General features: G+C 63.9%; 24 protein-coding genes. 17 read left to right on the top strand and 7 right to left on the bottom strand.

Going from position 1 to position 24,348, the window contains the following annotated elements; genetic code table 11:
* Positions 1-6: 6 nt before the first annotated feature.
* The 4 genes from HH800_RS15550 to HH800_RS15535 all read left to right on the top strand — a co-directional run bounded on the left by HH800_RS15550 (position 7) and on the right by HH800_RS15535 (position 2,106).
* Positions 7-258: a hypothetical protein gene (locus HH800_RS15550; protein WP_107917569.1), complete on the top strand. Its 252-nt coding sequence runs from the start codon at positions 7-9 to the stop codon at positions 256-258.
* A gap of 56 nt (positions 259-314) precedes the next feature.
* Positions 315-617: a hypothetical protein gene (locus HH800_RS15545; RefSeq protein ID WP_137405423.1), complete on the top strand. Its 303-nt coding sequence runs from the start codon at positions 315-317 to the stop codon at positions 615-617.
* A 350-nt stretch (positions 618-967) separates the two neighbouring features.
* Positions 968-1,183, top strand: coding sequence for a hypothetical protein (locus tag HH800_RS15540; RefSeq protein WP_048938327.1), 216 nt, complete (start codon positions 968-970; stop codon positions 1,181-1,183).
* A gap of 248 nt (positions 1,184-1,431) precedes the next feature.
* Complete coding sequence (locus HH800_RS15535; RefSeq protein ID WP_169861597.1) at positions 1,432-2,106, top strand: heavy metal-binding domain-containing protein; 675 nt, start codon at positions 1,432-1,434, stop codon at positions 2,104-2,106.
* Here HH800_RS15535 and HH800_RS15530 read toward each other — a convergent pair.
* On the bottom strand, positions 2,079-2,483 hold the full coding sequence (locus HH800_RS15530) for a hypothetical protein (protein WP_169861596.1): 405 nt from the start codon (positions 2,481-2,483) through the stop codon (positions 2,079-2,081). The two genes, HH800_RS15535 and HH800_RS15530, sit on opposite strands and share 28 nt — an antisense overlap.
* Positions 2,484-3,031: 548 nt before the next feature.
* Between HH800_RS15530 and HH800_RS15525 the strand changes: the two genes are divergently transcribed.
* Positions 3,032-6,124 carry a TonB-dependent receptor domain-containing protein gene (locus HH800_RS15525; RefSeq protein WP_169861595.1) on the top strand — a complete coding sequence of 1,031 codons (3,093 nt, stop codon included), beginning with the start codon at positions 3,032-3,034 and terminating at the stop codon, positions 6,122-6,124.
* Positions 6,125-6,191: 67 nt separating this feature from the next.
* Positions 6,192-7,160 (top strand): 2OG-Fe(II) oxygenase, encoded by a 969-nt coding sequence (locus tag HH800_RS15520; protein WP_169861594.1) that lies wholly within the window; start codon positions 6,192-6,194, stop codon positions 7,158-7,160.
* A gap of 174 nt (positions 7,161-7,334) precedes the next feature.
* On the opposite strand, the gene HH800_RS15515 is transcribed toward HH800_RS15520, so the two are convergent.
* Positions 7,335-7,685 (bottom strand): YciI family protein, encoded by a 351-nt coding sequence (locus tag HH800_RS15515; protein ID WP_169861593.1) that lies wholly within the window; start codon positions 7,683-7,685, stop codon positions 7,335-7,337.
* Between the two features lie 248 nt (positions 7,686-7,933).
* Here HH800_RS15515 and HH800_RS15510 point away from each other — a divergent pair, with 248 nt between their 5' ends.
* Positions 7,934-9,220, top strand: coding sequence for an HD-GYP domain-containing protein (locus HH800_RS15510; RefSeq protein WP_136187892.1), 1,287 nt, complete (start codon positions 7,934-7,936; stop codon positions 9,218-9,220).
* A gap of 19 nt (positions 9,221-9,239) precedes the next feature.
* Here the strand turns inward: HH800_RS15510 and HH800_RS15505 are convergent, their stop codons facing one another.
* Positions 9,240-9,575: a GIY-YIG nuclease family protein gene (locus HH800_RS15505; protein WP_169861592.1), complete on the bottom strand. Its 336-nt coding sequence runs from the start codon at positions 9,573-9,575 to the stop codon at positions 9,240-9,242.
* 267 nt (positions 9,576-9,842) lie between these two features.
* Here HH800_RS15505 and HH800_RS15500 point away from each other — a divergent pair, with 267 nt between their 5' ends.
* Complete coding sequence (locus HH800_RS15500) at positions 9,843-11,018, top strand: glycoside hydrolase family 5 protein (RefSeq protein WP_169861591.1); 1,176 nt, start codon at positions 9,843-9,845, stop codon at positions 11,016-11,018.
* A gap of 8 nt (positions 11,019-11,026) precedes the next feature.
* Here HH800_RS15500 and HH800_RS15495 read toward each other — a convergent pair whose 3' ends face one another.
* From HH800_RS15495 to HH800_RS15485, 3 genes are read right to left on the bottom strand one after another with little or no spacing between them, the layout of a single operon-like run.
* Positions 11,027-12,016 (bottom strand): DUF2891 domain-containing protein, encoded by a 990-nt coding sequence (locus HH800_RS15495; protein WP_169861590.1) that lies wholly within the window; start codon positions 12,014-12,016, stop codon positions 11,027-11,029.
* A complete protein-coding gene (locus HH800_RS15490; RefSeq protein ID WP_169861589.1) occupies positions 12,013-12,951 on the bottom strand; it encodes a DUF979 domain-containing protein in 939 nt (312 codons plus the stop codon). The genes HH800_RS15495 and HH800_RS15490 overlap by 4 nt, the downstream gene beginning before the upstream one ends.
* Positions 12,948-13,634, bottom strand: a complete 687-nt coding sequence (locus tag HH800_RS15485; protein ID WP_161732833.1) for a DUF969 domain-containing protein — start codon at positions 13,632-13,634, stop codon at positions 12,948-12,950. Before HH800_RS15485 ends, HH800_RS15490 begins: the two co-directional genes overlap by 4 nt.
* Positions 13,635-13,896: 262 nt before the next feature.
* Between HH800_RS15485 and HH800_RS15480 the strand changes: the two genes are divergently transcribed.
* The 9 genes from HH800_RS15480 to epsC all read left to right on the top strand — a co-directional run bounded on the left by HH800_RS15480 (position 13,897) and on the right by epsC (position 22,563).
* Entirely contained in the window at positions 13,897-14,421 is a 525-nt protein-coding gene (locus HH800_RS15480; protein ID WP_235682131.1) for a hypothetical protein, read from the top strand.
* Positions 14,422-14,547: 126 nt separating this feature from the next.
* Entirely contained in the window at positions 14,548-14,985 is a 438-nt protein-coding gene (locus HH800_RS15475; RefSeq protein ID WP_004211071.1) for a hypothetical protein, read from the top strand.
* On the top strand, positions 14,985-15,695 hold the full coding sequence (locus tag HH800_RS15470; RefSeq protein ID WP_004211073.1) for a winged helix-turn-helix domain-containing protein: 711 nt from the start codon (positions 14,985-14,987) through the stop codon (positions 15,693-15,695). Before HH800_RS15475 ends, HH800_RS15470 begins: the two co-directional genes overlap by 1 nt.
* A gap of 182 nt (positions 15,696-15,877) precedes the next feature.
* On the top strand, positions 15,878-16,576 hold the full coding sequence (locus HH800_RS15465) for a carbonic anhydrase (RefSeq protein WP_004211075.1): 699 nt from the start codon (positions 15,878-15,880) through the stop codon (positions 16,574-16,576).
* 3 nt (positions 16,577-16,579) lie between these two features.
* Entirely contained in the window at positions 16,580-18,076 is a 1,497-nt protein-coding gene (locus HH800_RS15460; RefSeq protein WP_010336999.1) for a SulP family inorganic anion transporter, read from the top strand.
* Positions 18,077-18,361: 285 nt separating this feature from the next.
* On the top strand, positions 18,362-19,210 hold the full coding sequence (locus HH800_RS15455) for a TorF family putative porin (protein WP_010337000.1): 849 nt from the start codon (positions 18,362-18,364) through the stop codon (positions 19,208-19,210).
* Between the two features lie 194 nt (positions 19,211-19,404).
* On the top strand, positions 19,405-20,115 hold the full coding sequence (locus tag HH800_RS15450) for a response regulator (RefSeq protein WP_004211079.1): 711 nt from the start codon (positions 19,405-19,407) through the stop codon (positions 20,113-20,115).
* Entirely contained in the window at positions 20,112-21,446 is a 1,335-nt protein-coding gene (locus tag HH800_RS15445) for an ATP-binding protein (protein WP_010337002.1), read from the top strand. Before HH800_RS15450 ends, HH800_RS15445 begins: the two co-directional genes overlap by 4 nt.
* A gap of 115 nt (positions 21,447-21,561) precedes the next feature.
* Positions 21,562-22,563, top strand: coding sequence for a serine O-acetyltransferase EpsC (gene epsC / locus HH800_RS15440; RefSeq protein WP_004211082.1), 1,002 nt, complete (start codon positions 21,562-21,564; stop codon positions 22,561-22,563).
* A 37-nt stretch (positions 22,564-22,600) separates the two neighbouring features.
* Here the strand turns inward: epsC and HH800_RS15435 are convergent, their stop codons facing one another.
* On the bottom strand, positions 22,601-24,280 hold the full coding sequence (locus HH800_RS15435) for an alkaline phosphatase family protein (protein ID WP_169861587.1): 1,680 nt from the start codon (positions 24,278-24,280) through the stop codon (positions 22,601-22,603).
* Between the last annotated feature and the right edge of the window lie 68 nt (positions 24,281-24,348).

The raw sequence follows: 24,348 nt of genomic DNA, 5'->3' as shown, positions 1-24,348 counted from the left end.
ACATGCATGACAAATTATTCGAACCCAAATCTTACGCAGAGAGAAATCGTCGAAACCAGCCTGCTCGCAATTGAAGCCATGCAGGCCAAGGTGGCCGAAACCGCTGATGCGGCCAACGCTCACACCGCTGATGCACTGGACTATGTGACCGCGCAGATCATCGCCCAGCATGTTTCGATCCTGACCGGCAGCAACATCCAGCTTGAGCAAGAAAGGGCGCGGCTGTTCGGTATCATCGCTGCTTGGGACGCTGACTGACTTGCGCCTCCGATGCAGGTCCGTTTGAATGGCGGGCGAACATCGGAGGATCAGCCATGGATGATTTTCGCCAGCAGGTAGTTGATGCAGCGGTTCGCGAACTGCGCCACCAATTGGGCGATGGCTCGGTCGACCAGCATGGCACGCGTGTGCAGGTGGACGGCAGCTTCAAGATGGCAAGGGTGGCCGAATATATACTGCGCACCGCGCTCGATAGTCGTGATGAGCGGATCATTGAGGAAGTGGCAAAGGGCATTGCGCGTGACGGGAGGGACTGGGAAGAATCCCGGGATCAGGCGATCGATGCCATTACTTCGATGTATGGAATCATGACTGCCTTGATCGACCCGTCGACTTGATAACTAATCCGTTGCATCGGTTCGAAGCAAGTCGGCCTGCCGCTTAAAATAAGCTGCGCGACTCCTGTGTGCATCAATCAGCATCATGTCATCACCGCGTTTCTGGGCTTCATCGGCAGCCGTTTCTTCGTCCACTGCGAGGCGGAGCATACGTGCATATTCCGATTTCCTAGAAGGCATTGCGACCCACCCTTTTCTCATTGGATAGGTGATCCCGGCGTCACCAAAATTCGGGGGGGAATAAGGAGTGCGCGCCGGGATCACCATCAGCGTAGCCGGATGGGTCCGCCGGTCAACCTAACTCAGTTCGTCTTGCCCTACCTTTCGGGCGGATCGGCATAAATACCAGCATGACTACCAAGCCAATCAATTGGGCCAAGGCTGCCCTTCATGCTCTCACCGAGATTGCCGTGCGCGTCTGGCCGCTCGTCAATCGCCGGAACCTTTCCGTCATGTTGGGTATTGCTTCGCTCTTCGGGCTGGTCGCGCCGGACCGTGCAACGGAAATCAGAAATGTCATCCTTGCACCCATGGGTATTGAGCAAAGCGCAGGCGACCTGCTGTGATGTTTAGCCACGGGAAGACGGTTGTCGATCACGTTGCGGGCGCTGGACCGATATTGATGTCGTTCGCGTCTTGGGCTGGTGCGATCACGCCAATTTTGACCGCAATCAGCGCCGTGATGGCGATCACGTGGTTCGGCCTCCGATTCTATCATTATGCGCGGCATGGTCGCGATATTCCGAAATAAACATTTTCGATGTGACAATAACCGCTTAAGCATGTTTGCACATTAGAAGGTATGGGGGCAGTGATGAATGACGTTTGCCTGAATTGTAACGCGACGATTACGCCGGGTTCCACTTTCAAGCTTCCAAATCCCCGCAAGTCACCTGAAACGGTCGCCTATGTAAATTTTATTCACGAAGCCAATTATCCCGATCTCTGCGAAAAGTGCGGTCCCGGCCTGATCCAAGACGCTTACATCATTATCGACCGCAAAATTTCTGAGCAGCTTGAGATGATCCAAGCGCGGATCGTCGATTATCCCATGTTCACGATGTCATGGCTTCCGGCATCGATTGACGTCCGTTTCAAGGGGATGATCACCGCAAATGTGACCGTCGGAACGGGATTTTTCAGCGAATTCAGTCAGGGATTCTCTGATTTCACTGGGGCGGTGAACGTCAAGTCGGGCATGAGCCACAAGGTCAACAAGGGAGAGGCCGCAGCCCGCTCCATCCTTGTTGAAAAGGCAATGGCTTTGGGAGCAAATTGCATCATCGGCGTCGATATCGATTACGGAACGACGGCGAACAACGCTGCGACCATAAACATGCAGGGCACCGCTGCGCTGGTCTCAAACCTTGAAGCCCTTGTGCATATCGACGAACTCGCGAAAGCGCACGAACTTCAGCAAGCTTACGATCGCGTGGCGGAATTGAGGCGTTGGAGCGCTGGTCAAATATTGGCCACTTTTGCTGCCTGATCATCGGCTAGGCGGAACGTCTCGGTAATATGGTCGGTCTCCGTTCTTCCTAGCCAATAATCCCGCTCGCCCTCGATGCGAGCCAGTTCGGCCCGATCGTTCGTCAGGCTTGCCTGATCCTCAAGGCCGCGCAGTGCGAACCAAAGAACTTTGTTGAACGATGACGTAAAGGTGGGCTGGTCCAGATGCTCTGCCTGCCCATCGGTCGTTTGCCACCATGCGGTAGAGTAGGGGGTGCGCGGAAGCCTGAGGCCCAGTTCGGCCAAATCGTCGCGTGATAGGTTGCTGCGATCGTTGAGGTCTTGGTCGGAGCCGTCGACGGTGGACCAGTCGCAGCCTGTGCCAGCGAGCATGTGAAGGGGATCATGGGCGTCCATGATCCTACTTATGATCAGCGCCCGAACCCGGTCCAATCAGCCTGAGAATCTGATGCTCATGGGAAGCGTATGATGCGCGGCATAGAATACGCGTGGCATACGGTGTTGCGTGATTGGGCGTAACAACATAAGACAACATGTAACAAGGAATGGCGGAAATCTGCGGTTTTTTGGAGAAATGGTTACAGGATACGACGTCTGGTAACAGACTTGCTCAGATTCCTAATCTGAGGGCCATGGGTTCGAATCCCGTCGGGTGCACCATTTTCCTGAAATTATAATGACTTACGCGCTCATCGGTGGGGCGCGAGCGTGACATTTTGTTGCGCGTCATGCTGTTGCACGACGGTCACATGTTTCACGAAAATTTCAATGTGTGACAAGGATATTACAATATCGCTTGTCTTGCGTCCCAGTTGGGGCACCCTGTGCGCAGCGGCGCGGGAGAGGGCCCGCGTACGTCTTAACAGGGGCCGAGCTTCGTGAAAAAATATAGCTTTCTGACATTTACTGCCCTGGCGGGCAGTTTTGCCTTTGCAACGGGGGCCATGGCGCAGGGGAGCAGCGCCACGCCGCAGACGACCGAAGCCGATCGCAATCCGGAAGCGACCGGGGAGGTCGCGTCGTCGATCGTCGTGACCGGTTCGCGCATTCGTCGTCCGAATCTGGAAGCCAATGCGCCGATCACCACCATTTCGGGCGAGCAGTTCTTCGAGACGGGCCAGCTGTCGGTCGGTGATACGCTGAACGAGCTGCCGCAGCTGCGCAGCACCTTCAGCCAGCAGAACTCGACCCGCTTCCTCGGCACGCGCGGCCTTAACCTGCTCGACCTCTACGGCCTGGGCACGCAGCGCACCCTGGTGCTGGTCAATGGTCGCCGCCATGTCGGTTCCGACGTTCTGTCGAACGGCGTGTCGCCCGACACCAACACCTTCCCGACCGACCTGATCGAACGCGTCGACGTGATGACCGGTGGCGCATCGTCGGTCTATGGTTCGGACGCGATCGCCGGTGTGGTCAACTTCGTGCTGAAGCAGGACTATGAAGGCGTCCAGGTGCGCGGCCAGAATGGCGCGAGCAAATATGGCGATGCCGGCAACCGCTATGCTTCGATCCTGGCGGGCAAGAATTTCGCCGATGGCCGCGGCAATATCGCGATCAACGTCGAATATGCCCAGTCGGACGATTTCTACGGTTCCAACCGTCCGACCATGCGCCAGAATGATGCGTTCATCGTCGTCGACACCGACCCGGCCGGCACCGCCAACGGTTCGGACGGCGTGTTCGATCGCCAGTTCTTCCGCGACGTGCGTTCGGCCACCATCTCGCTGGGCGGCCAGACCGGCATCTTCCAGAGCGCCGGCAACGCGGCCTGCGGTCGTGATGCGGTAGGCGCGGCCTTTGTCTGCAACATGCTGTTCCAGCCCGACGGCACGCTGGTGCCGCAGACCGGTGAGCGCATCGGCCTGGGCCCCAACGGCAATTATGTCGGTGGCAACGGCACGAGCAGCCGCGAAGGCAAGCTGCTGGCACTGAGCCCCAATCTGGAACGCATTTCGGTCAACCTGATGGGCCATTATGAGTTCAGCCCGTCCTTTGTGCCCTTCTGGGAAGCGAAATATGTCCGGGCCGACGCCTATGGTTCGCAGAGCGGTCCCTTCTTCTCGCAGGGCACGACGCTGGGCGATCCGGGCGGCCGCGAACGCATCCGTCTCGACAACCCGTTCCTGTCGGACCAGGCCCGCACGCTCCTGACCCAGCAGTTGCTGGCGACGACCGTCAACGCCAATACCGGCGCAGCCCTGACGGCGGCGCAGCTCGACGCGCAGCGCGCCGCGATCAACGCCGGCACGTTCCGGTTCAACCTGCGTCGCAACTGGGTCGACTTCGGCATTCGTGACGAAGCCATCCGTCGTGAAACCTATCGCGCCGTCGTCGGTGTCCGCGGCGACTTCAACGACGACTGGAACTACGAACTGTCCGTCAACTATGGCGAGCATCGCGAGAAGAATGTCGTCAAGGGCAATGTCAACGTCCAGCGCTACCTGCTGGGCATCGACACCACCCGCGACGCCGCCGGCAACATCGTCTGCCGTTCGAAGCTGAATCCGGCCGGCACGGTCGACTATGGCGCGGATGCGGCCATCCTGGCCGCCGACATTGCGGCATGCGTTCCGATCAATCCCTTCGGCCAGGGCTCGGTCTCGCAGGCTGCGCGCAACTATGTGCTGATGGACACGGTCGCGACCGGCAAGATCAAGCAGTTCGTGGCGTCCGGCTTCGTGGCGGGCGACACCAGCGCCTGGTTCGAACTGCCCGGCGGCCCGGTCGGCTTCTCGGTCGGTGGCGAATATCGCCGCGAGAAGGTCTATTATGACCTGGATGAGCTGACCCAGCAGGGCTACGCCTTCTACAACGCGATCCCGACCTTCCGCGCCCCGGCGTTCGAAGTGAAGGAGCTGTACGGCGAAATCAGCGTGCCGATCCTGAAGGACGTTCCCTTCTTCAAGGAACTGACCGCCAATGCCTCGGGCCGCGTGTCCGACTATAAGGGCGCGACCGGCACCGTCTACACCTGGGGCACGGAACTGACCTGGACCCCGGTTCAGGACATCCGCTTCCGCGGCACCTACAACAAGGCGATCCGTGCGCCCAACGTGGTCGATCTCTATTCGGAGCAGAGCCAGAATTTCGCGCCTGCGCCGAACGATCCCTGCTCGCTGCGCAACATCGGTACCGGTTCCTCCTATCGCGAGGCCAATTGCCGTGCGGCCGGCGTGCCGACCAACTATGACTTCGTCTACACCTCGTCGATCGAGCTGATTTCGGGCGGTAACCCCAATCTGCGGGAAGAAACCTCGACCAGCTGGACTGTCGGTGGCGTTCTGCAGCCCCGCTGGATTCCGGGCCTGTCGCTGTCGGTCGACTATTTCAACATCAAGGTGGACGACGTCATCACCGCGCCGTCGGCCCAGCAGATCCTGAACGCCTGCTATGACGCACCCAATCTGGACAATCCGTTCTGCGGCCTGTTCACGCGTAACGGCGCGACCGAAGGTCCGTCGGGCGAAGCGGCCTATCAGGTGCTTCAGGGTTCGTTGCAGCAGACCACGCTCAACTATGCGAAGCTGACCGCGGAAGGCATCAACGCCGAACTCAACTATCGTCATGATTTCAGCTGGGGTTCGGCTGGTTTCAAGACGGTCTACACGCGCATGATCAAGCGGAACGAATATCTCAATCCGGCTGATCCGAGCTTCCGCAACCAGATCCTGGAAGAACTGGGTGATCCCAAGAACCAGGTCAACTTCAACGGCGACGTGAAGTTCGGCAAGCTGACGATCGGCTATCAGATGCGCTGGATCGACAAGATGTACCTCAACACCTATGAGGACTATAACTCGGTCAACGGGCTGCCGCCGCAGAATGCGGACTATGCCTCGCTCAAGAAATATCCCGACGTCTTCTATCATGACGCACGTATGGGCTATGACGTGACCGAAAAGTTCAACATCTATGTCGGTGTCGACAATATCGGTAACCGCGCACCGCCCTTCGGCCTGACCGGCGTGGGTGCGGGTTCGGGCATCTACGACGTCCGCGGCCGCTATGGCTATATCGGCGCCGTCGCCAAGTTCTGATCGCAGCGACATGCTGTAAGCGAGAGGGCCGGATTGACTTCCGGCCCTTTTCGTTTTCTGCTTGGCCATGACTTCCCCCACCGTTTCCCATGCCCGGCAACTGGCCGCATCCGGCCAAGTGGCGCAGGCTGTCGCCCGGCTGGAACAGGCATCGTCGCAGGGCGATGTCGATGCGCTCTTCTGCCTCGCCACCTGGCATCTGGCGGGCCATGGCGTGGCGCGCGATCTGGAGCGGGCGAGGGGCCTGCTGCGCCGCGCGGTCGAGATCGGCCATGTCGATGCGGCGCTGATGGAAATCGCGCTGACCGCCAATGGCAGCGGCGGGCCGGTCGACTGGAGGGAGGCGCTGGCCCGGTTGAAGATTGCGGCGCAGGGGGATCCGGTTGCGCAGCAGCAACTGGCGCTGATCAATCGCATGGCATTGGCCCCGGACGGTGCGCCTGTGGCCGTGCCCGCGGGCGAAGCGCTGGCCGGTGGCTGGGATGTCCGGCTGTTCCGCCAGTTCCTGACGGGCGACGAATGCCATCATGTCATCAGAGAAGGCCAGGCGCTGCTGGAACCGGCGATGGTGATCGATCCGCGCAGTGGCCGGCCCATGCCGCATCCGGTCCGCACGTCGGATGGCGGGATTTTCGGCCCGGCGCGCGAGGATCTGGTGATCCAGGCGATCAACCGGCGGATTGCGGCGGCAAGCGGGACGATGCTGTCGGGCGGCGAGCCGCTGACATTGCTGCGCTATGCCGTCGGCCAGCAATATCGGCAGCATCATGATTGCCTGCCTCATGTCCGCAACCAGCGGGCATGGACGATGCTGATCTATCTCAACGAAGGCTATGCCGGCGGGGAAACGATCTTCCCGCGGCTGGGCCTGTCGGTGAAGGGGCGGAAGGGCGATGCCTTGCTGTTCCGCAACACCGATGCGCAGGGGCAGGCGGCGGAAGCTGCCGTGCATCTGGGCGCGCCGGTCATGGCGGGACAGAAATGGCTATGCACCCGCTGGATCAGGCATGATCGTCACAATCCCTGGAACCCGTGAGCATGGGGGGCGGGCCCCGGCCGTGCCGGGGCTGCGCCCGACCGGAGCTTCTCCGCATTTCCACGCTCAGTGGAAGCGGATGCCGATGCGGTCGACGAAACCGCTATAATCGCGTGTGGGGACGTTGGAATCATTGCTGGCATAGCCGGCAATCGTGCAGAAGGGATGCGTGCGCTAGGCCCATTCGTAGAAGGGCCTGATTTCGATCTCGCTGGGGCCGGGCATGGGATTGGGGCAGCGTTTCGCCCAGGCGACCGCTTCGTCCATGTCGGCCACCTCCCACAGCCAGAAGCCGGCGACCAGTTCGCCGACCTGGGGAAAGGGGCCGTCGATGACGCGGCGATCGGTGCCGTCGAAGGCGATACGCTTGCCATGGGAAGAGGGGAGCAGGCCGTCGGCCATGCGCAATATGCCGGCCGCTTCCAGTTCGTCGTTGAAGCGGCCCATCGCCGCCATCATCTCCGGGTCGGGCGGGCCGCCTGCCTCGCTGTCCTGCGTCGCCTTCACAAGCACCATCACGCGCATCGATCGCCTCCCTGTCCGGACCGCAGGAGGATAAGCGAAAACGGCCGGTTGCGGTAGGCGCATCGACATCATTGGCCGGCGCGAGGTGCCGTCTCCCGCAACCAGGAAGAGAATTGACGACTTTCAAGCAGTTGGCGCGCGTTTATGCGGTGAAACGATGCGGCCCTTTTGCTGCCGGGATCATGTGTCTTAACCTTTTGGAAAGGCACGACCTGCGAAATGAAAGCGGGGACTACGGGGCCGTATAAATGTTGAAAAAAATCCGCACCCAGGACGTGAAACTGGGGATGTTCTTGCACAAGCTGGACGGGTCGTGGTTTTCCCACCCCTTCTGGAAACGCAAGATGCTGCTCGACGATCCCGAGCAACTGGCGGACCTGCATGCCAGCAAGGTCGAGTGGGTGACGATCGACGTGTCGCGCGGTGCGGATGTGGCCCCGGCCCAGCCGGTGCCATCCCGCGTGGTGCAGATGGCCGAGCCGCGCGAACGGGTGTTCGGTCGCGCCGGGCCGACGATCGTGCGCCGCGCCGCGCCCCAGCCGGTCGACCGTCCCTTCGATCCGCTGTCCAAGGACAAGCTGCCGATCCGCGCCGAGATGGTCCATGCCCAGCGGCTGGCGCGCAAGTCGGGTCGCACCATGCGCAAGCTCTATGAGGATGTGCGGCTGGGCAAGGCGGTGAAGGCGGCCAAGCTGGAAACCATGGTCGACGAGATTTCCAGCTCCGTGCAGCGCAACCCGCATGCCTTCATGGCGATCACGCGGATGAAGAATAGCGGCGAATATCTGTATCAGCATGCGCTGTCGGTCTGCGCGCTGATGATCGGCCTTGCCCAGCAGATGCACCTGTCGCCCGAGGATATCCGCAAGGCTGGCCTGGCCGGCCTGCTGATGGACATGGGCATGGCCCATGTGCCGCAGGAAGTGTGGGACAAGGATGCGCCGCTGACGCCGGAGGAGTGGGACGTGGTCAAGAGCCACACCACGCTGGCGCATGAATTCCTGACCCTGGGCGGCGAAATGCCGGCGGAAGTGCTGGACGTGTGCCTCAACCATCATGAGCGGCTGGACGGCAGCGGCTATCCCAATGGCCTGGCCGGCGAGCAGATCGGCATGTTCGCGCGCATGGCCGCGATCTGCGACAGCTATGACGCCATGACGTCCAATCGCTTGCACCGCAGTGGCGAAGACCCGTCGCGCGCCTTGCTGAAGATCGACGAGGATGGCGGCGCGCTGTTCGACGCGGAAATCTTTCAGGCGTTCCAGCGCGCGGTCGGCATCTATCCGATCGGGTCGCTGGTGCGGCTGCGATCGCACCGGCTGGCGATCGTGGTCGAGCAGAATCCCGATGACCTGACCCTGCCCAAGGTCCGCCCCTTCTATTCGCTCTCCGACCGGGCGTTCGAGAAGAGCGAGGATATTGACCTCGGCAATTGCTTCGGCGCGGATCAGATCATTACCCGCGAGACGCCCGAAGGATGGGACATGAGCGAATGGCCGGCGATGAGTGCCAAGCTGCTGGCAGTCGCAAGCTGAAACAGGGCGGGCGGCTCGGTCAGATCCGCGTCGCCTGCAACTCTTCCGCCCATTGGAGCAGGCGCTCCTTCAACCGGCGGTCGCGGCCGGCGCCGAGATCATCCGCTTTCAGTCGTTCGAGAATCTCGAAGTCGAAGCCGTCTTCGCCATGGGCATTCCAGGCGTCCTGCAGGCCAGGGTGCCGATCATGGCCCAGTCGCAGGGTGAACCAGAGCCGGTTGCGGATCGTGGCGAGATTGAGCGCGCTGCCGACCCAGCGCTGGCCAGAGGGTAGGCAAGATAGGGCATAGATGCCGCTTTCGACTTTCTGCTCCCTGTAGGCGGCGATCGCGGCCCACTTTTCCTCTTCGGTCATGAGGGGACTTTAATATTACCCGGATATATTGGCAAATGATATTTATCCGGGTCAAATATGCCGGCTTGATTTTGCGGTCATGAGAACGATGGTCTGCCCCCGTCTTCCTTAGCGGATCGGGAGTTTTGCCTAAGGGAAAACCCATATGGCGCATTATTGGAACAGCCTGTCGGAGGCTTAACCAAATCCCGCAACCGGGTGAAGACATTGTCTAACTAGGCTAGCTAAGGGCCCGCCTCCTTTTGGGTCTGACAGGGTAGGCAATTCATGAAGAAGATGGGGGGCGGCGTTGCCGCCGCTGTGGTTGCGCTGGCCGCGACGGGTGTTCTTGCGGCCGTTACACTATCGGGGGGCGAGGCGGATGCGCCGGACGCACGGGTGATCACCATCCCGTCATCGTCCAGTTCTGCGTCAGCCGCCAGCACTGGCACCAGCGCGACGGTGCCGACCACGACGGCGGCGCAGGCCTATGCTGCGGCGGCAGCGGCCGCCGTGCCGGCGGCTACGGCGACCAGCAGGTCCAAGGTGCTGCCGGGCATCAATATCTCTGGCGGCGAATTTGGCGGCACCGGTGGCAAGCTGGGCACAAACTATATCTATCCCAGCACGGCGGAAATGCGCAGCTATGCGGCGCAGGGCTTCAAGCTGCTGCGCGTGCCGTTCCGCTGGGAACGGTTGCAGCCCAATCTCTACGGCCCCTTGTCGGAGGTCGATCGCAAGGCACTGAAGTCGGTGGTGACCCAGGCCAATGCGCTGGGCCTGACGGTGATCCTGGACATGCATAATTATGGTGCGCGCCAGGTGAAGGGCTCTGCGGCCTTGGTCGGCAGCGGCACGCTGGCGACGACGGCGCTGACCAATGCCTGGGTCAAGATCATGGAGGATTATCGGTCCAACCCCAAGGTCTGGATCGGCCTGATGAACGAGCCCAATCGCCAGACGGCGGCGCAATGGTGGGCCATTGCCGGGCAGGTGACCAAGGGTATCCGCGCCCAGAAGATCAGCAACAAGCTGCTGATCCCCGGCACGGCCTGGACCGGGGCGCATAATTGGGTGAGTTCGGGCAATGCGGCGCAGGCGGTGAAGTTCGTCGATCCCGGCAAGAATTACGCGTTTGAAGTGCATCAATATCTGGATGCCTGGTCGACCGGCACCACCGACAAGTGCGAGGTCAAGGCCGGCCAGCGCGTGAATGCGGCGCTGACCTGGGCCGAGAAATACAAGGTGAAGCTGCTCTTCGGCGAGATTGGCGCGTCGGGCCAGCCGCAATGCGCGAAGGAATATCCCGACATGCTGCGCCGTCTGAAGACGTCGTCGGCGGTGCTGGGCTGGACCGCCTGGGGCGGCGGCGCCTGGTGGGCCTATGACTATATGTTCCGTCTCCAGTCGCGTACGACCACGCCGACGGCACATATGAAGCTGCTGCTCGCCAACATGCCCTGAGGCGGGGGTTACTCCAGCGCCAGCAGCGCGAAGCTGGACAGCCAATGTTCCCCCATATAGTCGCCGGCTATATGGGGGAGCGCGGCGTCGAGATGGACGAGGGCCGCCTGCTCGGCGATCGGCGCGATCGGGGCGTCGGCGCCCAGCGCGGCGGCGATGCCGCGCCAGCACCAGGCACGGCTGAGGTTCAGGCCGTCGAGATGGGCGATCTTGCCGTCGCTGCGATCCGACACGGTGGCCGGGGTGAACAGGGTCGCCGGCTGGCCGGTCAGAAGATCGGGCAGGAAGGCGCCGAACCAGTCGGCAAATTCATCGCGCGCGAGCAGCCGGCTCATCAGCAGCGCTTCGGTGAGCGCCGAGGAGAGAAACTCGTCGCCACCCGGTTCCCAGGCCTGGCAGGCGCGGTCCTGCCCGAACCAGGCAAGGGCGCGCTCGCGGATCAGTGCCTGGAGCGCGGGATCGCGGTTCTCGGCCCAGTCATAAGCGTGGATCAGCGCGAAGCTGCTGTTGAAATGGGTGCCGACGCGCAGCGGATAGGTCATTTTCGGCAGGAAGGCGTGGAAGCGCGCGGCGAAGTCGAGCGCCAGCGGTTCGATCGCGGCGGCCCAGGGGCCGTCCTGCCGGGCGAGTTCGGCATGAAGGGCGAGCAGCCAGGCCCAGCCATAGGGGCGTTCGAACCCGCCGGCGGTCGGGCGGGTGAGGAAGGCCCGTTCGCCCGCGACCTTGTCCGGCACCAGCATCATGTCGGCGCGGGCGCGGATCGCATCGGCCTGGGCCATGGCGGGGTAGAGGCGGCGCAGGCGCATTACCTGCCACCAGCCATGGACGCAACTGTGCCAGTCATAGCTGCCATGGAAGATCGGATGATGCTCCGCCGGGATGCGCGCATCCTCCGGCCCCTGATAGGTCAGGTCCATCTTGTAGGGATATTGCCGCCCCAGATGGGACAGGGTGAGGGCAGCGAAACGGTCGGCAATGTCTTGGGAAAGTCGGGTCATCGGAAGGCCAGCCAATAGATCAGGAGGATGTTGACGCAGAGCAGGGGGAGGGCGGTGCCGACTTGGCGGCGGATCACGCCATATTCATCCTTGAGCTGCAGCAGCGCGGCGGGGAGGAGGTTGAAATTGGCGGCCATCGGCGTCAGCAATGTGCCGCAAAAGCCCGCGAGCATGCCGATCGCGCAGATGATCGCCGGATCGCCATGATATTGGTGGATCAGCAGCGGGATGCCGATCGCCGCGGTCATCACCGGGAAGGCGGCAAAGGCATTGCCCATGACGATGGTGAAGAGCGCCATGCCCAGGCCATAAGCGATCACCGCGCCGAGCAGGCTGCCATCGGGAATGGCGAGGCGGACGATGCCGCCGACGACATCGCCGACGCCGGCCAGCGCGAACACCGCGCCGAGGCTGGCGAGCATCTGCGGCAATATGCCCACCCAGCCGACCGAGTCCATCAACTGCCGCCCCTGTTGCAGGGCGACGATCGGCCGGGCGCGCAGCCAGGTGCAGCCGATGGCGAGCGCGATCAGGACGCCGAGTGCCAGCGAGATGAGCGTGGTCTGCTTGGGATCGATCCAGGCGGGGAACGCCTTGAACAGGAAAGTGCCGGCCAGCGCGGTGACGGGGATGACCAGGGCGATGGCGAACAGGCCATTGCCATGGCGATCGGCCCGCGCCTGCCGCTCTTCCAGCGGCACGCCGCCGCTGCCGCGTCCCAGCCCCTTGAAGCCGGCAATGGCGACGAGGCCGAGGACCAGGACGCCATTGCCGATGTCGCCAATCCGATCGCCCGCCCACATGCTGAGCGCGAGCAGTGCCCAGAAGGCGGCGGTGGTGAAGCTGCGCGGGTTGCTGCGATCGGCGGCGCCGAGCAGCGCATAGCCGGCGAACACCGCGCCCATCAGCGCATAGACCCAGTGGAGCGTGATCATGCGGCGTCCTCCGCTTCCTTGGCACCCTGCGCGTTCAGCCGGCGGTCGAGCCGCCACAGGCGAAAGCCGTGGATCAGCAGCGCGGCGATCGCGGTCGGGATCGCCCAGACCGACAGCTGGAGCGGTTCGAGCAAGATGCCATATTGCTCCAGCAGCCCCTTGATCAGCAGGATCGACCCGATGGCGAGGAAGATATCCTCGCCAAAGAAGACGCCGACATTGTCGGTCGCAGCGGCCCAGGCCTTGATCTCGTCGCGCTGTTCTTCATCCAGTGCACCGGCCTGTTTCTCGGCCGCGGCTTCGGCGATCGGGGCGACCAGCGGGCGCACGGTCTGGGCATGGCCGGCGACCGAGATCAGGCCCATGGCGGCCGAAATCTGGCGGGCGACAAGATAGAATAGGAGGAAGCGGCCGGTGGTGGCGCCACGCATCCGGTCGATGAGGCCGCGTGCCCGTTCCTGAAGCCCATGCGCTTCGAGCAGGCCGATCACCGGCAGCACCACCCAGACGACCGAGACATAGCGCGAGTCGTTGAACGCCTTGCCAAAGGCGGCGAGGATGGTGAGCGGATCGAGCCCGGCGGCAAGGCCGGTGGCGATGGCCGAGGCGAGGATCACCAGCAGCGGATTGAAGCGCAGCACGAAGCCCGCGACGATCAGGGCGATGCCCAGCAACACCCACATCAGTCGTTCGCGTCCCGCAGTCGTCCGTCCGTCATCGTGACGGGGTAGCGGCAATGCAAGCCGCTGGCCATAGGCGGTTGAAATCCGGTGCGATGGTCGCACCGGTCGCACCGGACGGTCGGTTCGCATCTTTTCCGAAAATCCTGATGGCCAATGACATCGGCCTGACATAGTTGGAGGAGACAGGGGCGTATCAGACGTGGACGGCCAGACCCAAAAATGGGGCGGACGTGGAATTATTCGGAGAGAGCCTTTGACCATCATGGCGATCGATTTCGAGGCGTCGTGCCTGCCCCGGCACGGACGATCCTTCCCGATCGAAGTGGGCATAGCGGGCGGCGGCATTGCCCGCAGCTGGATCATTCGACCGCATGCAGCCTGGGCCGGCTGGGACTGGACCGCCGAAGCCGAGGCGCTGCACGGCCTGTCGCGCGCCCGGATCGAGGCGGAGGGCGAGCCGGCGGACCTGGTGCTGGCGCAGCTGGCGGCCGCAGTGGCCGGCTGCCGCGTGGTCGCCGACAGTGTGATCGACCAATATTGGCTGCAGACGCTGGCCGATACGCAGGCCGTGGTGGCGCCGTTCGCGATCGATCATGTCTCATTGTTGCTGGATGAATGGGGCGCGGACGAGCCGCGGATCACGGCCGCCATGGCCCATGCCGATGCGCTGCATACCGCGCGGCACCGCGCCGTGGCCGATGCGCTGTGGCTTTCTGGGCTGATCGAGGCCCTGTCGGGGGTGGCGCGACCGCTTCAGGCCAGTCCGGTGATCGCAGGGGTCGCTTGACGGCATGCTGCGACACAGCAATAATTTGTAACGTTCGGCATATTGGGGAGACATTCTCCCTGCCTAAACCCGTCGGAAGGATCCCGCTTATTGCTGGATATTGTCTGTTTCGAAGGGAAGCCACCCATGTTGCCGATCCTTGCCAGTGTCGCGGCGCTCGCCGCTTCGTCCACCCCGATCCACAGCGCCGAACTGACCCACGGCGCCCAGGCCTATACAGCCAGCTATCACACCGCATCGTCGGTGCGCTTCACCCAGGTCGAGCCGCGCTTCGGCAATCGCAACGCCATCCCGGTCTGCCGCTGGCAGGCTGATGTGCGCGTCGACCGCGCCGTCGCGGCCCAGGGCCAGTCGGTGCCGGCCTTCGGCAAGGCGGTCCATCGCTTCGCCCCGCTGTCGGGCAGCTATGCCGGCACCTGCGCCGCTGCCCGCAGCCAGGTGGACGCAGAGGTCGCCCGCTATGCCAGCGCCCGCAATGCCGAGGCCGTGTCGGTCGCGCAGCAGGACCGTGCCGTGCTGGTGAATGAACTGGACAGCGTACGCGCGCTGACCGTGAAGGGCTGATGAGTCCACCGCTGATACTGGTCGCCGAGACGCAGCAGGATTTGCGGCACAAGGTGCGCGAATTCCTGGAGCAGAGCGGGTTTCGCGCTCTGCCTGCGGCCTCGTCGAGCGATATATTCAGTGCCATGGACCGGATGCCGGTCGGCGCGGTCGTGCTGGATGCGGGACTGCGCGGGCCGGACGGCATGGACCTGTGCCGTGACGTGCGCGAGCGTAGCGACGTGCCGATCATCCTGGTCGGCGCCGACAGCAGCGAGGTCGACCGGGTGGTCGGCCTGGAGCTGGGCGCCGACGATTACATGGCCAAACCCTATTCGACCCGCGAACTGGCGGCGCGGCTGCGCGCCGTGCTGCGGCGCGGGCGCAGCGAGCGGGCGCTGGGCCTGCGGCGTCAGACCCAGGCGCGCTTCGACGACTGGGTAGTCGATTTCGCCCGGCGCGAAGTGACCGACCCGGCCGGCGCGCTGGTCGAATTGACGGCAGCGGAATTTTCGCTGCTCGCCGTATTGCTGGATCATGCCCAGGCGGTGATTGCCCGTGCGCGGCTGATGGAACTGGCGGGCGTGCGCGACGCGCCCTCGTCCGACCGCAGTGTCGACGTGCTGATCAGCCGGTTGCGGCGCAAGCTGTCCCATGAGGGGCGGCCTGCCGCGATCGTGACTGTTCGTGGCGTCGGATACATGTTCAGCGCGGTCGTCGACCGGCGCTGACCTCCCGAAAAGACGCGCTGATGGCGGTTTTCCGCCATTTGGCGCGCCTGTCGGGCGCTTTGCATCCCAGACATGATTTTTAACAATTCCGCTGCGCCGCAGCAAAATCTGCTGCGTATTTTGCAAGCTAGGCCGGTCCGCCCCCTGACCGGCAACGCAATAGTAATAAGAGGATGAAAGCCATGAACGAGCTTATCGGTCGTGTATTCAGTTTCGAGACCAAGGTCTTCCCGAACGAAAGCACGCTCTACAATCAGTTGGCCAGCCATGGTCAGAGCCCCAAGGCGCTGATGATCTCCTGCGCCGACTCGCGCATCGTTCCCGAGCACATCATGCAGGCCCAGCCGGGCGACCTGTTCGTCTGCCGCAACGCCGGCAACATCGTGCCGCCGCATGACAGCCAGCTGGGCGGCGTGACCGCCACGGTCGAATATGCCGTGATGGTGCTGGGCGTGCGCGACATCATCGTGTGCGGTCACAGCGACTGCGGCGCGATGAAGGCGCTGGCCACCGACGCCGACCTGACCGGCATGCCCAATGTCGCCGCCTGGCTGCGCCACAGTCATGCCGCGCAGAAGCTGTGCCGCGAATCCTATCCTGCCGACCTGGATGCCGCCGAAAAGCTGCGCAACATGGCGCTGGAAAATGTCGTCGTACAGCTGTCGCACCTGCGCACCCATCCGTCGGTCGCGTCGGGCATCGCCCGCGGCGAGATCGCCCTGCATGGCTGGTATGTCGACATCCATGCCGGCCAGGTCCTGGGTCTGGACGGCGAAACCGGCCGTTTCTCGGTGCTGCGCGAAGGGCAGAAGCTGCCCGTGGCGCTGCCGCATGGGCGTCGCCTGGCCGGCGAATCGCTCATCGCACAAGCTGCGGAGTAAATCATGTTGAAGGCCTTTTCCGGCGGCACGTTCAGCCGCGACTTCACGGCGTCGATCGTCGTGTTCCTGGTGGCCATGCCGCTGTGCATGGGCATCGCCATTGCCTCCGGCGTGCCGCCGGAAAAAGGCCTGATCACCGGCATCATCGGCGGCCTGGTCGTCGGCCTGCTGGCGGGTTCGCCGCTGCAGGTCAGCGGTCCGGCGGCCGGTCTTGCGGTCATCGTCTTCGAAATCGTGCGGGAACAGGGGCTGTCCGCCCTTGGCCCCATCCTGATCCTGGCAGGCGCGATCCAGATCGTCGCCGGCCTGCTGAAGGTCGGCGGCTGGTTCCGCGCCATTTCGCCGGCGGTCGTGCATGGCATGCTGGCGGGCATCGGCGTGCTGATCGTCGTCGGCCAGTTCCATGTGCTGTTCGATGACAAGCCGCTGTCGAGCGGCCTGCACAATCTGATCGCGATGCCGGGCCAGATTCTGGGCCTGACCAATCAGGATGCGGCCACCGCCTTCGCTGTCGGCCTGGTCACCATCGGCGCGATGCTGGGCTGGGAGAAGTTCCGCCCCGCATCGATGAAGTTGGTGCCCGGTGCGCTGGTCGGCGTGGTCTCCGCGACGCTGGTCGCCTTCGCGCTCGGCCTGCCGGTCGCCCGTGTTGTCGTGCCGGAATCGATCCTGTCCGCCATCAGCCTGCCCGAACAGGGCCTGCTGGCGCAGCTGATGAGCCCGACCATCATCACCACCGCCATTGCCATCGCCTTCATCGCCAGTGCCGAGACTCTGCTGTCGGCCGCGGCGGTCGACCGCATGCATGATGGCGTGCGCACCAATTACAACCGCGAACTGAGCGCGCAGGGCGTGGGCAACCTGCTCTGCGGCGTTGCTGGCGCGCTGCCGATGACCGGCGTCATCGTCCGCTCGTCCGCCAACGTCCAGGCCGGCGCCAAGACCCGCCTGTCGGCGATCCTGCATGGCGCGTGGATCCTGGGCTTCGTCGCCCTGCTGCCCTGGCTGCTGCGCGAAGTGCCGATGGCGGCGCTGGCCGGCATCCTGGTCGTGACCGGTTTCCGCCTCGTCAGCCTGTCGCACGTCAAGCATCTGTTCCACCTCTATGGTCCGCTGCCGGCGATCGTGTGGGCCGCGACGCTGATCTGCGTCGTCGCGACCGACCTGCTGACCGGCGTGCTGGTGGGCATCGGCCTGTCGCTGATCGAACTGATCCCCCATGCCAGCCGCCTGCGCCTGGGCGTCGAGGAAGCCAGTCGCGGCGATGCGCATGAAGTGGCGCTGCACGGCACGGCGAGCTTCCTGAGCCTGCCCAAGCTGTCGGCCAAGCTGGAATCGGTGCCGGCGGGGCAGCTGGTCATCCTCAATGTCGAGCGCCTGACCCATATCGACCATACCTGCGCCGAAATGGTGCGCGAATGGGCCGATCGCCGCACCGGCGCGGGCGCCAAGGTGGAGCTGTTCGGCGCGACCGGACGGATGCGCCAGCTCGTCGCCTGACGCAGGCCTGCATGACAGAAAAGCCGCCGCATCCCCGGATGTGGCGGCTTTTTCATGTTCAGATGCAATTCGGACATCAAATAGAAACAATATCGGTGGCAATTAGAAAAGAACCGTGATCGCTATATCACAGAGCCTCTCTTCCCTTGTGCAGATGCGAAGATAGAGGTTTGCGCCGAGGGCTGGCGAGAATAGTCGAGTAGTCATCCGCCGGTACGGAAGACGATATTCCAACAGATCTTCGGGCCGCGGATGCAGGACGGAACATTCTTTCGTAAAAGGGGAATGTTCATGAAGTATCAAATCGCTTGTGCCGCTCTGGCTCTGATGTCGAGTGCGCCGGCCTTCGCCCAGGAAGAACCCGCAGGCCCGGTCACCGTGACCGGCAGCGTCGGCCTGGTTTCCGATTATCGCTTCCGTGGTGTTTCGCAGTCCGATCGCGGCATGGCGATCCAGGGCGGCCTGACCGCAACCCATGAAAGCGGCGTCTATGTCGGCACCTGGGGTTCCAACCTGTCGGGCTGGGGCACCTTTGGCGGCGCCAACATGGAACTGGACCTGTTCGCAGGCTATGCCATTCCTCTGGGCGACAGCGGCGCGACGCTGGACCTCGGCCTGACCTGGTACATGTACCCGTCGGGCGCCGACAAGACCGACTTCGCCGAACCCTATGTGAAGCTGTCGAGCCAGGTCGGCCCGGTCAAGGGTCTGCTCGGCGTGGCCTATGCCCCCAAGCAGGAAGCGCTGGGCAAGTGGTGCAGCGACGCCGATTGCACCATCTACAAGCCGGGTGACAAGGAAGATAATTTCTACATCTGGGGCGATGTCAGCGGTGCGATCCCGAACACCCCGGTCAGCCTGAAGGCGCATCTGGGCTGGTCGAACGGCAATAGCGGCCTGGGCCCGAACGGCACGTCGGTCGCGCCGACCGGCAAATATCTCGACTGGCTGGTCGGTGCCGACCTGGCCGTGCCGGGCACGCCGCTGACGCTGAGCATCGCCTATGTCGACACCGACATTGCCCGCGTCGAGGAAAATTATCTGCGTCCCAACTTCCAGGTCGCGGACGGCGATAATTTCGGCAAGTCGATCGCGCGCAGCACGGTCGTCTTCTCGATCTCGGCCGCTTTCTGATCTTTACGGATCGGGCCCGTTCGCGCGGGCCCGATCTGCTGTATTTCCGGGCCTTATCTTGTGCCGAGCTGTCGCCGGCGTGACAAATTGTTGCTGTGGCCCCCGTCAACTGTTTCGGCAGCAAGCTGCGGTTGACCCTCCACCGGTCGCTGCTTATCTCCCAACATCATGAACAGCCTGATGTTGCTCCGCGCATGACCGCCCCCTCGATCATCCTTGTCGAAGACGATCCGCCGCTCCGCACGCTGACGGCGCGCGCGTTGCAGGAACATGGCTATCAGGTCCGTCCGGCCTCGTCCGGTCCGGAAATGTGGGTGGCCTTCGATGCCGGCCCGGTCGACTTGGTCGTTCTGGACGTCATGCTGCCCGGCACCAACGGCATCGACCTGTGCCGCCAGATCCGTCGCAAGAGCGACGTGCCCATCATCTTCATCAGCGCCAAGGGCAGCGAGACCGACCGTATCGTCGGGCTGGAACTGGGCGCCGACGATTATCTGCCCAAGCCCTTTGGCACGCGCGAGCTGATCGCCCGTATCCGGGCCATCCTGCGCCGCGTCGGCGTGGAGCGTGGCCCGGACGAGCAGCGCGAGAATGAAGCGCGCTTCGACGGCTGGATCGTCAACTTCCCGCGTCGTGAACTGCGGTCGCCGACCGGCGCGATCGTCGACCTGACCGGTGCCGAGTTCGACCTGCTGGGCAGCTTCCTCAGCCATCCGCAGCGGGTGATCGCGCGCGAGCGGCTGATCGAATTGTCGCGCACCCGCATGGGCGACAGTAGCGACCGCAGCATCGACGTGCTGGTCAGCCGCCTGCGCCGCAAGCTGTCGACCGAGGACCGGCCCGCGCCGATCACCACGGTGCGCGGCGTCGGCTACATGTTCAACGCGGAAGTCGCGCGCGCTTGAGACGACAGCGGTTCAGCCGGTCGCTCGGGCTGGTCGGCCGCATCTTTGGCATATTGCTGCTGACCGTCCTGCTGGAATTCGTGGTCGGCACGCTCATCTATGAGCGCGCCAGCCATTTGTCGCTGCAGGATGACGAGGCGCGCCGCCTGGCCGAGCATCTGGTGATCGCGCGCAAGCTGGTGGCCAAGGCGCCGGTCAGCCAGCGCGGCGGGGTCAGCGCGCAGCTGACCACCGACCGCTATGACATCCACTGGACGCTGGCCGCGCCGCCGCCACCGCCGCTGTCGCCCGAACTGGCGCGGATGCGGCAGCAGATCGTCGACTGGGAACCCAGCCTGCATGAATCGCGGTTGTGGCTGCGGCTCAATTCACCCGGCCGTTCCTCGCAGATCAATGGCGGGCTGCAGCTGGCGGACGGCAGCTGGCTCTATTTCGGCATGCACCATAGCGGCGGCAAATGGGCCTTCACCTTCGGTCGCTTCGGCCTGGCGCTGATCCCCGTGCTGGCGCTGCTGATCGCCGGTGGCGTGCTGATCCGGCGGACCCTGGCGCCGCTGCGTGACCTCACGCATGCGACCAAGCGGATCGGCCTGGCCCAGCAGGTGGCGGTGGCGGAAGCGGGCACCAATGATGTGCGCAACCTGATCCGCGCCTTCAACGCGATGCAGACCCGCATCCATCGCCTGATCAACGAGCGGACCGAGACGCTGGCGGCGGTCGGCCACGATATGCGCACGCCGCTCGCGCGGCTGCAATTGCGGCTGGAAGCGGTGGACGACCCCGAAATTCGCGAGGCGATGGGCGAGGATCTGGCCGAGATGGGCGAGATGATCGAGTCCGTGCTGGCCTTTCTGGGCGGCGAGAAGAATCCGGAGCCGGCGGTGCGGATCGACGTAGCGGTCACGATCGCGACGGTGGTGGACGCCTTCCAGGATCATGGCGACGATGTGATCTATGACGGGCCGGATCATCTGGAAATGGAGGTCCGCCCGCTGTCGCTGCGCCGCGCTGTACGCAACCTGATCGAGAATGCGCTCCATTATGGGGTGCGTGCGCGGGTCAGCGTGGCGCGGCACGATAATGAGGTGCTGATCCGCGTCGATGATGATGGCCCCGGCATTCCGCGCGACCGGCTGGAGGAGGTGCTGAAACCCTTCCACCGGCTCGACACCGCGCGCCAGCGCAACACGCGCGGCATGGGGCTGGGCCTGGCCATCGTCGCCAAGACGGTCGAGCAGGAGGGCGGCCGCCTGACCCTCGCCAACCGGCCCGAGGGCGGGCTGCGCGTCGAAATCTGTCTCTATCTGAACAGGCCGGAAGCCAAGGTCTGATCGGCCTCCCGGCGCGTTCGGCAAAGAGAATCTCGCTACCCCCAAGCAAAACTCGTTTATCCTGGCGCGCAGACGCGGGTTATTCCGGTTGCCCATCGGACAAGAGGCGCAGGGAATGGCGGACGGCGATATGCAGGGTGAAGGCGTGGGCTATTGGGATCTGGACCGGCTGGTCACGGACCTGGCCGCCGCGCGCAGTCGCTGGCGGCAGGAACAGCAGCATCATGCCGAATATGGCGCCGAAGGATTCCCGTCGCGCGCCAATCTGGTAAAGATCACCGGCGCGCTGTGCGGCGCGCTGTTCCCGCTGCGGCTGGGGCCGAGCTTCGTGCGGCTGCATAATGAGGACGCCTATGTCGCCGAGACGCTGCAGACCGTGCTCAGCCGCCTCTATGGCCAGATCCGGCTCGAACTCATCTATGCGATGAAGGATGACCCGATTGCCGCAGTCGACGCGGCGGCGGCGCGGATCATTGGCGAGTTCGCGCACAGCCTGCCGGCGCTGCGCACCCTGCTCGACAGCGATGTCGAGGCAGCCTTCCTGGGCGATCCGGCCGCACGCAGCGTGGACGAGGTGCTGATCTGCTACCCATCGATGCTGGCGATCATCCATCATCGGCTCGCGCATCGCCTCTATGAACTGGGCGCGCCGCTGGTGGCGCGGATCATTTCCGAGATCGCCCATTCCCATACCGGCATCGACATCCATCCCGGCGCGCGCATCGGCCACGGCTTCTTCATCGACCATGGCACCGGCGTCGTCATCGGCGAGACGGCGATCGTCGGCGATCGGGTGCGGCTCTATCAGGGCGTGACGCTGGGCGCGCGCAGCTTCCCCTCGGACGAGAAGGGGGCGCTCGAAAAGGCGCAGCCGCGCCATCCGATCATCGAGGATGATGTCGTCATCTATGCCGGCGCGACGGTGCTGGGCCGGATCATCATCGGCAGCCGATCGGTCATCGGCGGCAATGTCTGGCTGACCGAAAGCGTGCCGGCCGACAGTAATGTGCGCCAGGCCAAGGCCCGGCATGAAGTGACCAGCCGGGTCGAGGTGTCGGCCCCGCACCGAGTTCATGCCCTGCTGGAAAGCACGGACGGGATTGGCGAGAATATCTGATCCTCCCCCTTTTGACGGGGGGAGGATCGGCAAGGGCTTATTGCCCGGCGCAGCTGTCGTCCTTGCCGGCGACCAGATCGAGGCAGCGGCCGTCAATCTGGTCCTTGGGCACGGGCAGCTTGATCAGCGCGGCGAGGCTGGGGAGGATGTCCACCGTCTCGACGCCCAGCGGCTGTTCGAAATGCTGCATGCCCTTGCGCCAGAACAGGATCGGCACGCGGCGGTCCGTATCCCACGGCGAACCATGGGTGGCGACAGACCCCATCACTGCCTGTTCGGGGATCGACATGACGCGCGGCTTGAGCAGCAGCAGCAGGTCGCCCGAGCGGCTGGGGTAGAAGCTGGCGCGCGCTTCCTGGATCAGGCTCCAGCTTTCGGGCGGACCCGAGGGCGAGGGGGTGGCGGCGATTTCCGCCTTGGTGAAGACGGTCTGCACCTGCGGATGGGCGCGCAGATATTTGAGCGCTTCGGTTTCGACCCTGGCGCGCTGCGCGGCGGTCAGGCCCTTGTCATAATAGATGTCGCCCGACGGGCCGTCGCTCCAGATCACCTTCTTGCCGGGCAGGCCGGCCTTCTCGGCGATGGTGGCGTTGAGCGCCTTGGGCGTCAGCGCCATGTCGACCCGCTGTTCCATCGGCATCGCGTTCATGCGGTGGCGTTCGGGCAGGTCATGGCCGCCATGGTCGGCGGTCAGCACCACGACATAGTCGATGCCGTCCTTGTCGAGCTTGTCGAAGAAGGCGCCGAGTTCGGTGTCGAGCCGGTCGACCTGGATGCAGCTTTCGGTGCCTTCGGTGCCGAAGGTGTGGCCGACATAGTCGGTCGCCGACAGGCCGATCGAGATGATGTCGGTCTGCGCCTGCTTGCCCAGCTGCATGCTCTCGATCGCAGCGGCGGCGAAGGCGAGGGTCATCGCATCCTGCTCGGGCGAAATGCGGAAGCCCTTATAGTCGCCCGCGTCACGCGCGAAGCGGCCGGTGCCCACGGTGCGGTTGCCGGCCTGGACCGGAAAATCCTTCGACACGCACTGGGCGGGCAGCTCGAAGCCGGGGTTGGGCTGGGCGAGGCGCTGGGCAAAGGCCTGGTTGACCTGGGTGACGAGCGGGGTGGGGGCGACGCCCTTGTAGCTGACATAGCCCTGCGGCCCGCCGAGCCACCAGACCTGATCGGCGGTCGCGCCGCCCATCATGATCGCGGCGCGGTCCTTGCCGGCGACCGACACGACGCGGGTGGCGGGATTGGCCGCCTTCATCCGGCCGCCCAGCGTCGGCACCTTGAGGTGCAGGGGCGAGGCTTCATATTTGTCGCTGCTGCTGCCCGGCTGGCTCTCATCCTCGGCGCAATAGAGATTCTTGTCCTCGCGCTTGGCGTCGAGGTCGAACCAGTTATTGGCGATGATGCCGGTGCGCGACGGGCGACTGCCGGTCAGGATGGTCGAATGGCCGGGGCAGGTCTCGGTCGCGGCATGGCTCTGATAGCCGCGCGGGAAGACCGCGCCTTCGCTGGTCAGGCGCTTGAGGCCGCCGGTATAATATTGGCGATATTCGCTGAACAGGTCGGCCGAAAACTGGTCGACCGAGATGGCGACGATCAGCTTGGGCGGCGTCGCGGCAATGCTGCTGGCGGCTGGCGCAGGAGCGGCAGCAGGCGCGGGGCTCTGCGCCACGACGGGCATGGCAGTGGCGAGCAACAGGGCAGCGGCGACGTGTTTCAACATTATGGGTACCTTCTCATGCCTTGACGGCGGATAGGGAGCGACCTAGCCCCCTTGCATCCACGCGACCA

It is taken from the genome of Sphingobium yanoikuyae (assembly GCF_013001025.1).
Classification (GTDB): Bacteria; Pseudomonadota; Alphaproteobacteria; order Sphingomonadales; family Sphingomonadaceae; genus Sphingobium; species Sphingobium yanoikuyae_A.
This window is presented reverse-complemented; position numbering and strand designations above follow the sequence as displayed.

Excerpts from the sequence above, each read along its gene's own strand:
- HH800_RS15550 (WP_107917569.1), top strand. The coding sequence starts at position 7 with ATGACAAATTATTCGAACCCAAATCTTACGCAGAGAGAAATCGTCGAA.
- HH800_RS15545 (WP_137405423.1), top strand. The coding sequence starts at position 315 with ATGGATGATTTTCGCCAGCAGGTAGTTGATGCAGCGGTTCGCGAACTG.
- HH800_RS15540 (WP_048938327.1), top strand. The coding sequence starts at position 968 with ATGACTACCAAGCCAATCAATTGGGCCAAGGCTGCCCTTCATGCTCTC.
- HH800_RS15535 (WP_169861597.1), top strand. The coding sequence starts at position 1,432 with ATGAATGACGTTTGCCTGAATTGTAACGCGACGATTACGCCGGGTTCC.
- HH800_RS15530 (WP_169861596.1), bottom strand. The coding sequence starts at position 2,483 with ATGGACGCCCATGATCCCCTTCACATGCTCGCTGGCACAGGCTGCGAC.
- HH800_RS15525 (WP_169861595.1), top strand. The coding sequence starts at position 3,032 with ATGGCGCAGGGGAGCAGCGCCACGCCGCAGACGACCGAAGCCGATCGC.
- HH800_RS15520 (WP_169861594.1), top strand. The coding sequence starts at position 6,192 with ATGACTTCCCCCACCGTTTCCCATGCCCGGCAACTGGCCGCATCCGGC.
- HH800_RS15515 (WP_169861593.1), bottom strand. The coding sequence starts at position 7,685 with ATGCGCGTGATGGTGCTTGTGAAGGCGACGCAGGACAGCGAGGCAGGC.
- HH800_RS15510 (WP_136187892.1), top strand. The coding sequence starts at position 7,934 with ATGTTGAAAAAAATCCGCACCCAGGACGTGAAACTGGGGATGTTCTTG.
- HH800_RS15505 (WP_169861592.1), bottom strand. The coding sequence starts at position 9,575 with ATGACCGAAGAGGAAAAGTGGGCCGCGATCGCCGCCTACAGGGAGCAG.
- HH800_RS15500 (WP_169861591.1), top strand. The coding sequence starts at position 9,843 with ATGAAGAAGATGGGGGGCGGCGTTGCCGCCGCTGTGGTTGCGCTGGCC.
- HH800_RS15495 (WP_169861590.1), bottom strand. The coding sequence starts at position 12,016 with ATGACCCGACTTTCCCAAGACATTGCCGACCGTTTCGCTGCCCTCACC.
- HH800_RS15490 (WP_169861589.1), bottom strand. The coding sequence starts at position 12,951 with ATGATCACGCTCCACTGGGTCTATGCGCTGATGGGCGCGGTGTTCGCC.
- HH800_RS15485 (WP_161732833.1), bottom strand. The coding sequence starts at position 13,634 with ATGTGGGTGTTGCTGGGCATCGCCCTGATCGTCGCGGGCTTCGTGCTG.
- HH800_RS15480 (WP_235682131.1), top strand. The coding sequence starts at position 13,897 with ATGGCGATCGATTTCGAGGCGTCGTGCCTGCCCCGGCACGGACGATCC.
- HH800_RS15475 (WP_004211071.1), top strand. The coding sequence starts at position 14,548 with ATGTTGCCGATCCTTGCCAGTGTCGCGGCGCTCGCCGCTTCGTCCACC.
- HH800_RS15470 (WP_004211073.1), top strand. The coding sequence starts at position 14,985 with ATGAGTCCACCGCTGATACTGGTCGCCGAGACGCAGCAGGATTTGCGG.
- HH800_RS15465 (WP_004211075.1), top strand. The coding sequence starts at position 15,878 with ATGAACGAGCTTATCGGTCGTGTATTCAGTTTCGAGACCAAGGTCTTC.
- HH800_RS15460 (WP_010336999.1), top strand. The coding sequence starts at position 16,580 with ATGTTGAAGGCCTTTTCCGGCGGCACGTTCAGCCGCGACTTCACGGCG.
- HH800_RS15455 (WP_010337000.1), top strand. The coding sequence starts at position 18,362 with ATGTTCATGAAGTATCAAATCGCTTGTGCCGCTCTGGCTCTGATGTCG.
- HH800_RS15450 (WP_004211079.1), top strand. The coding sequence starts at position 19,405 with ATGACCGCCCCCTCGATCATCCTTGTCGAAGACGATCCGCCGCTCCGC.
- epsC (WP_004211082.1), top strand. The coding sequence starts at position 21,562 with ATGGCGGACGGCGATATGCAGGGTGAAGGCGTGGGCTATTGGGATCTG.
- HH800_RS15435 (WP_169861587.1), bottom strand. The coding sequence starts at position 24,280 with ATGTTGAAACACGTCGCCGCTGCCCTGTTGCTCGCCACTGCCATGCCC.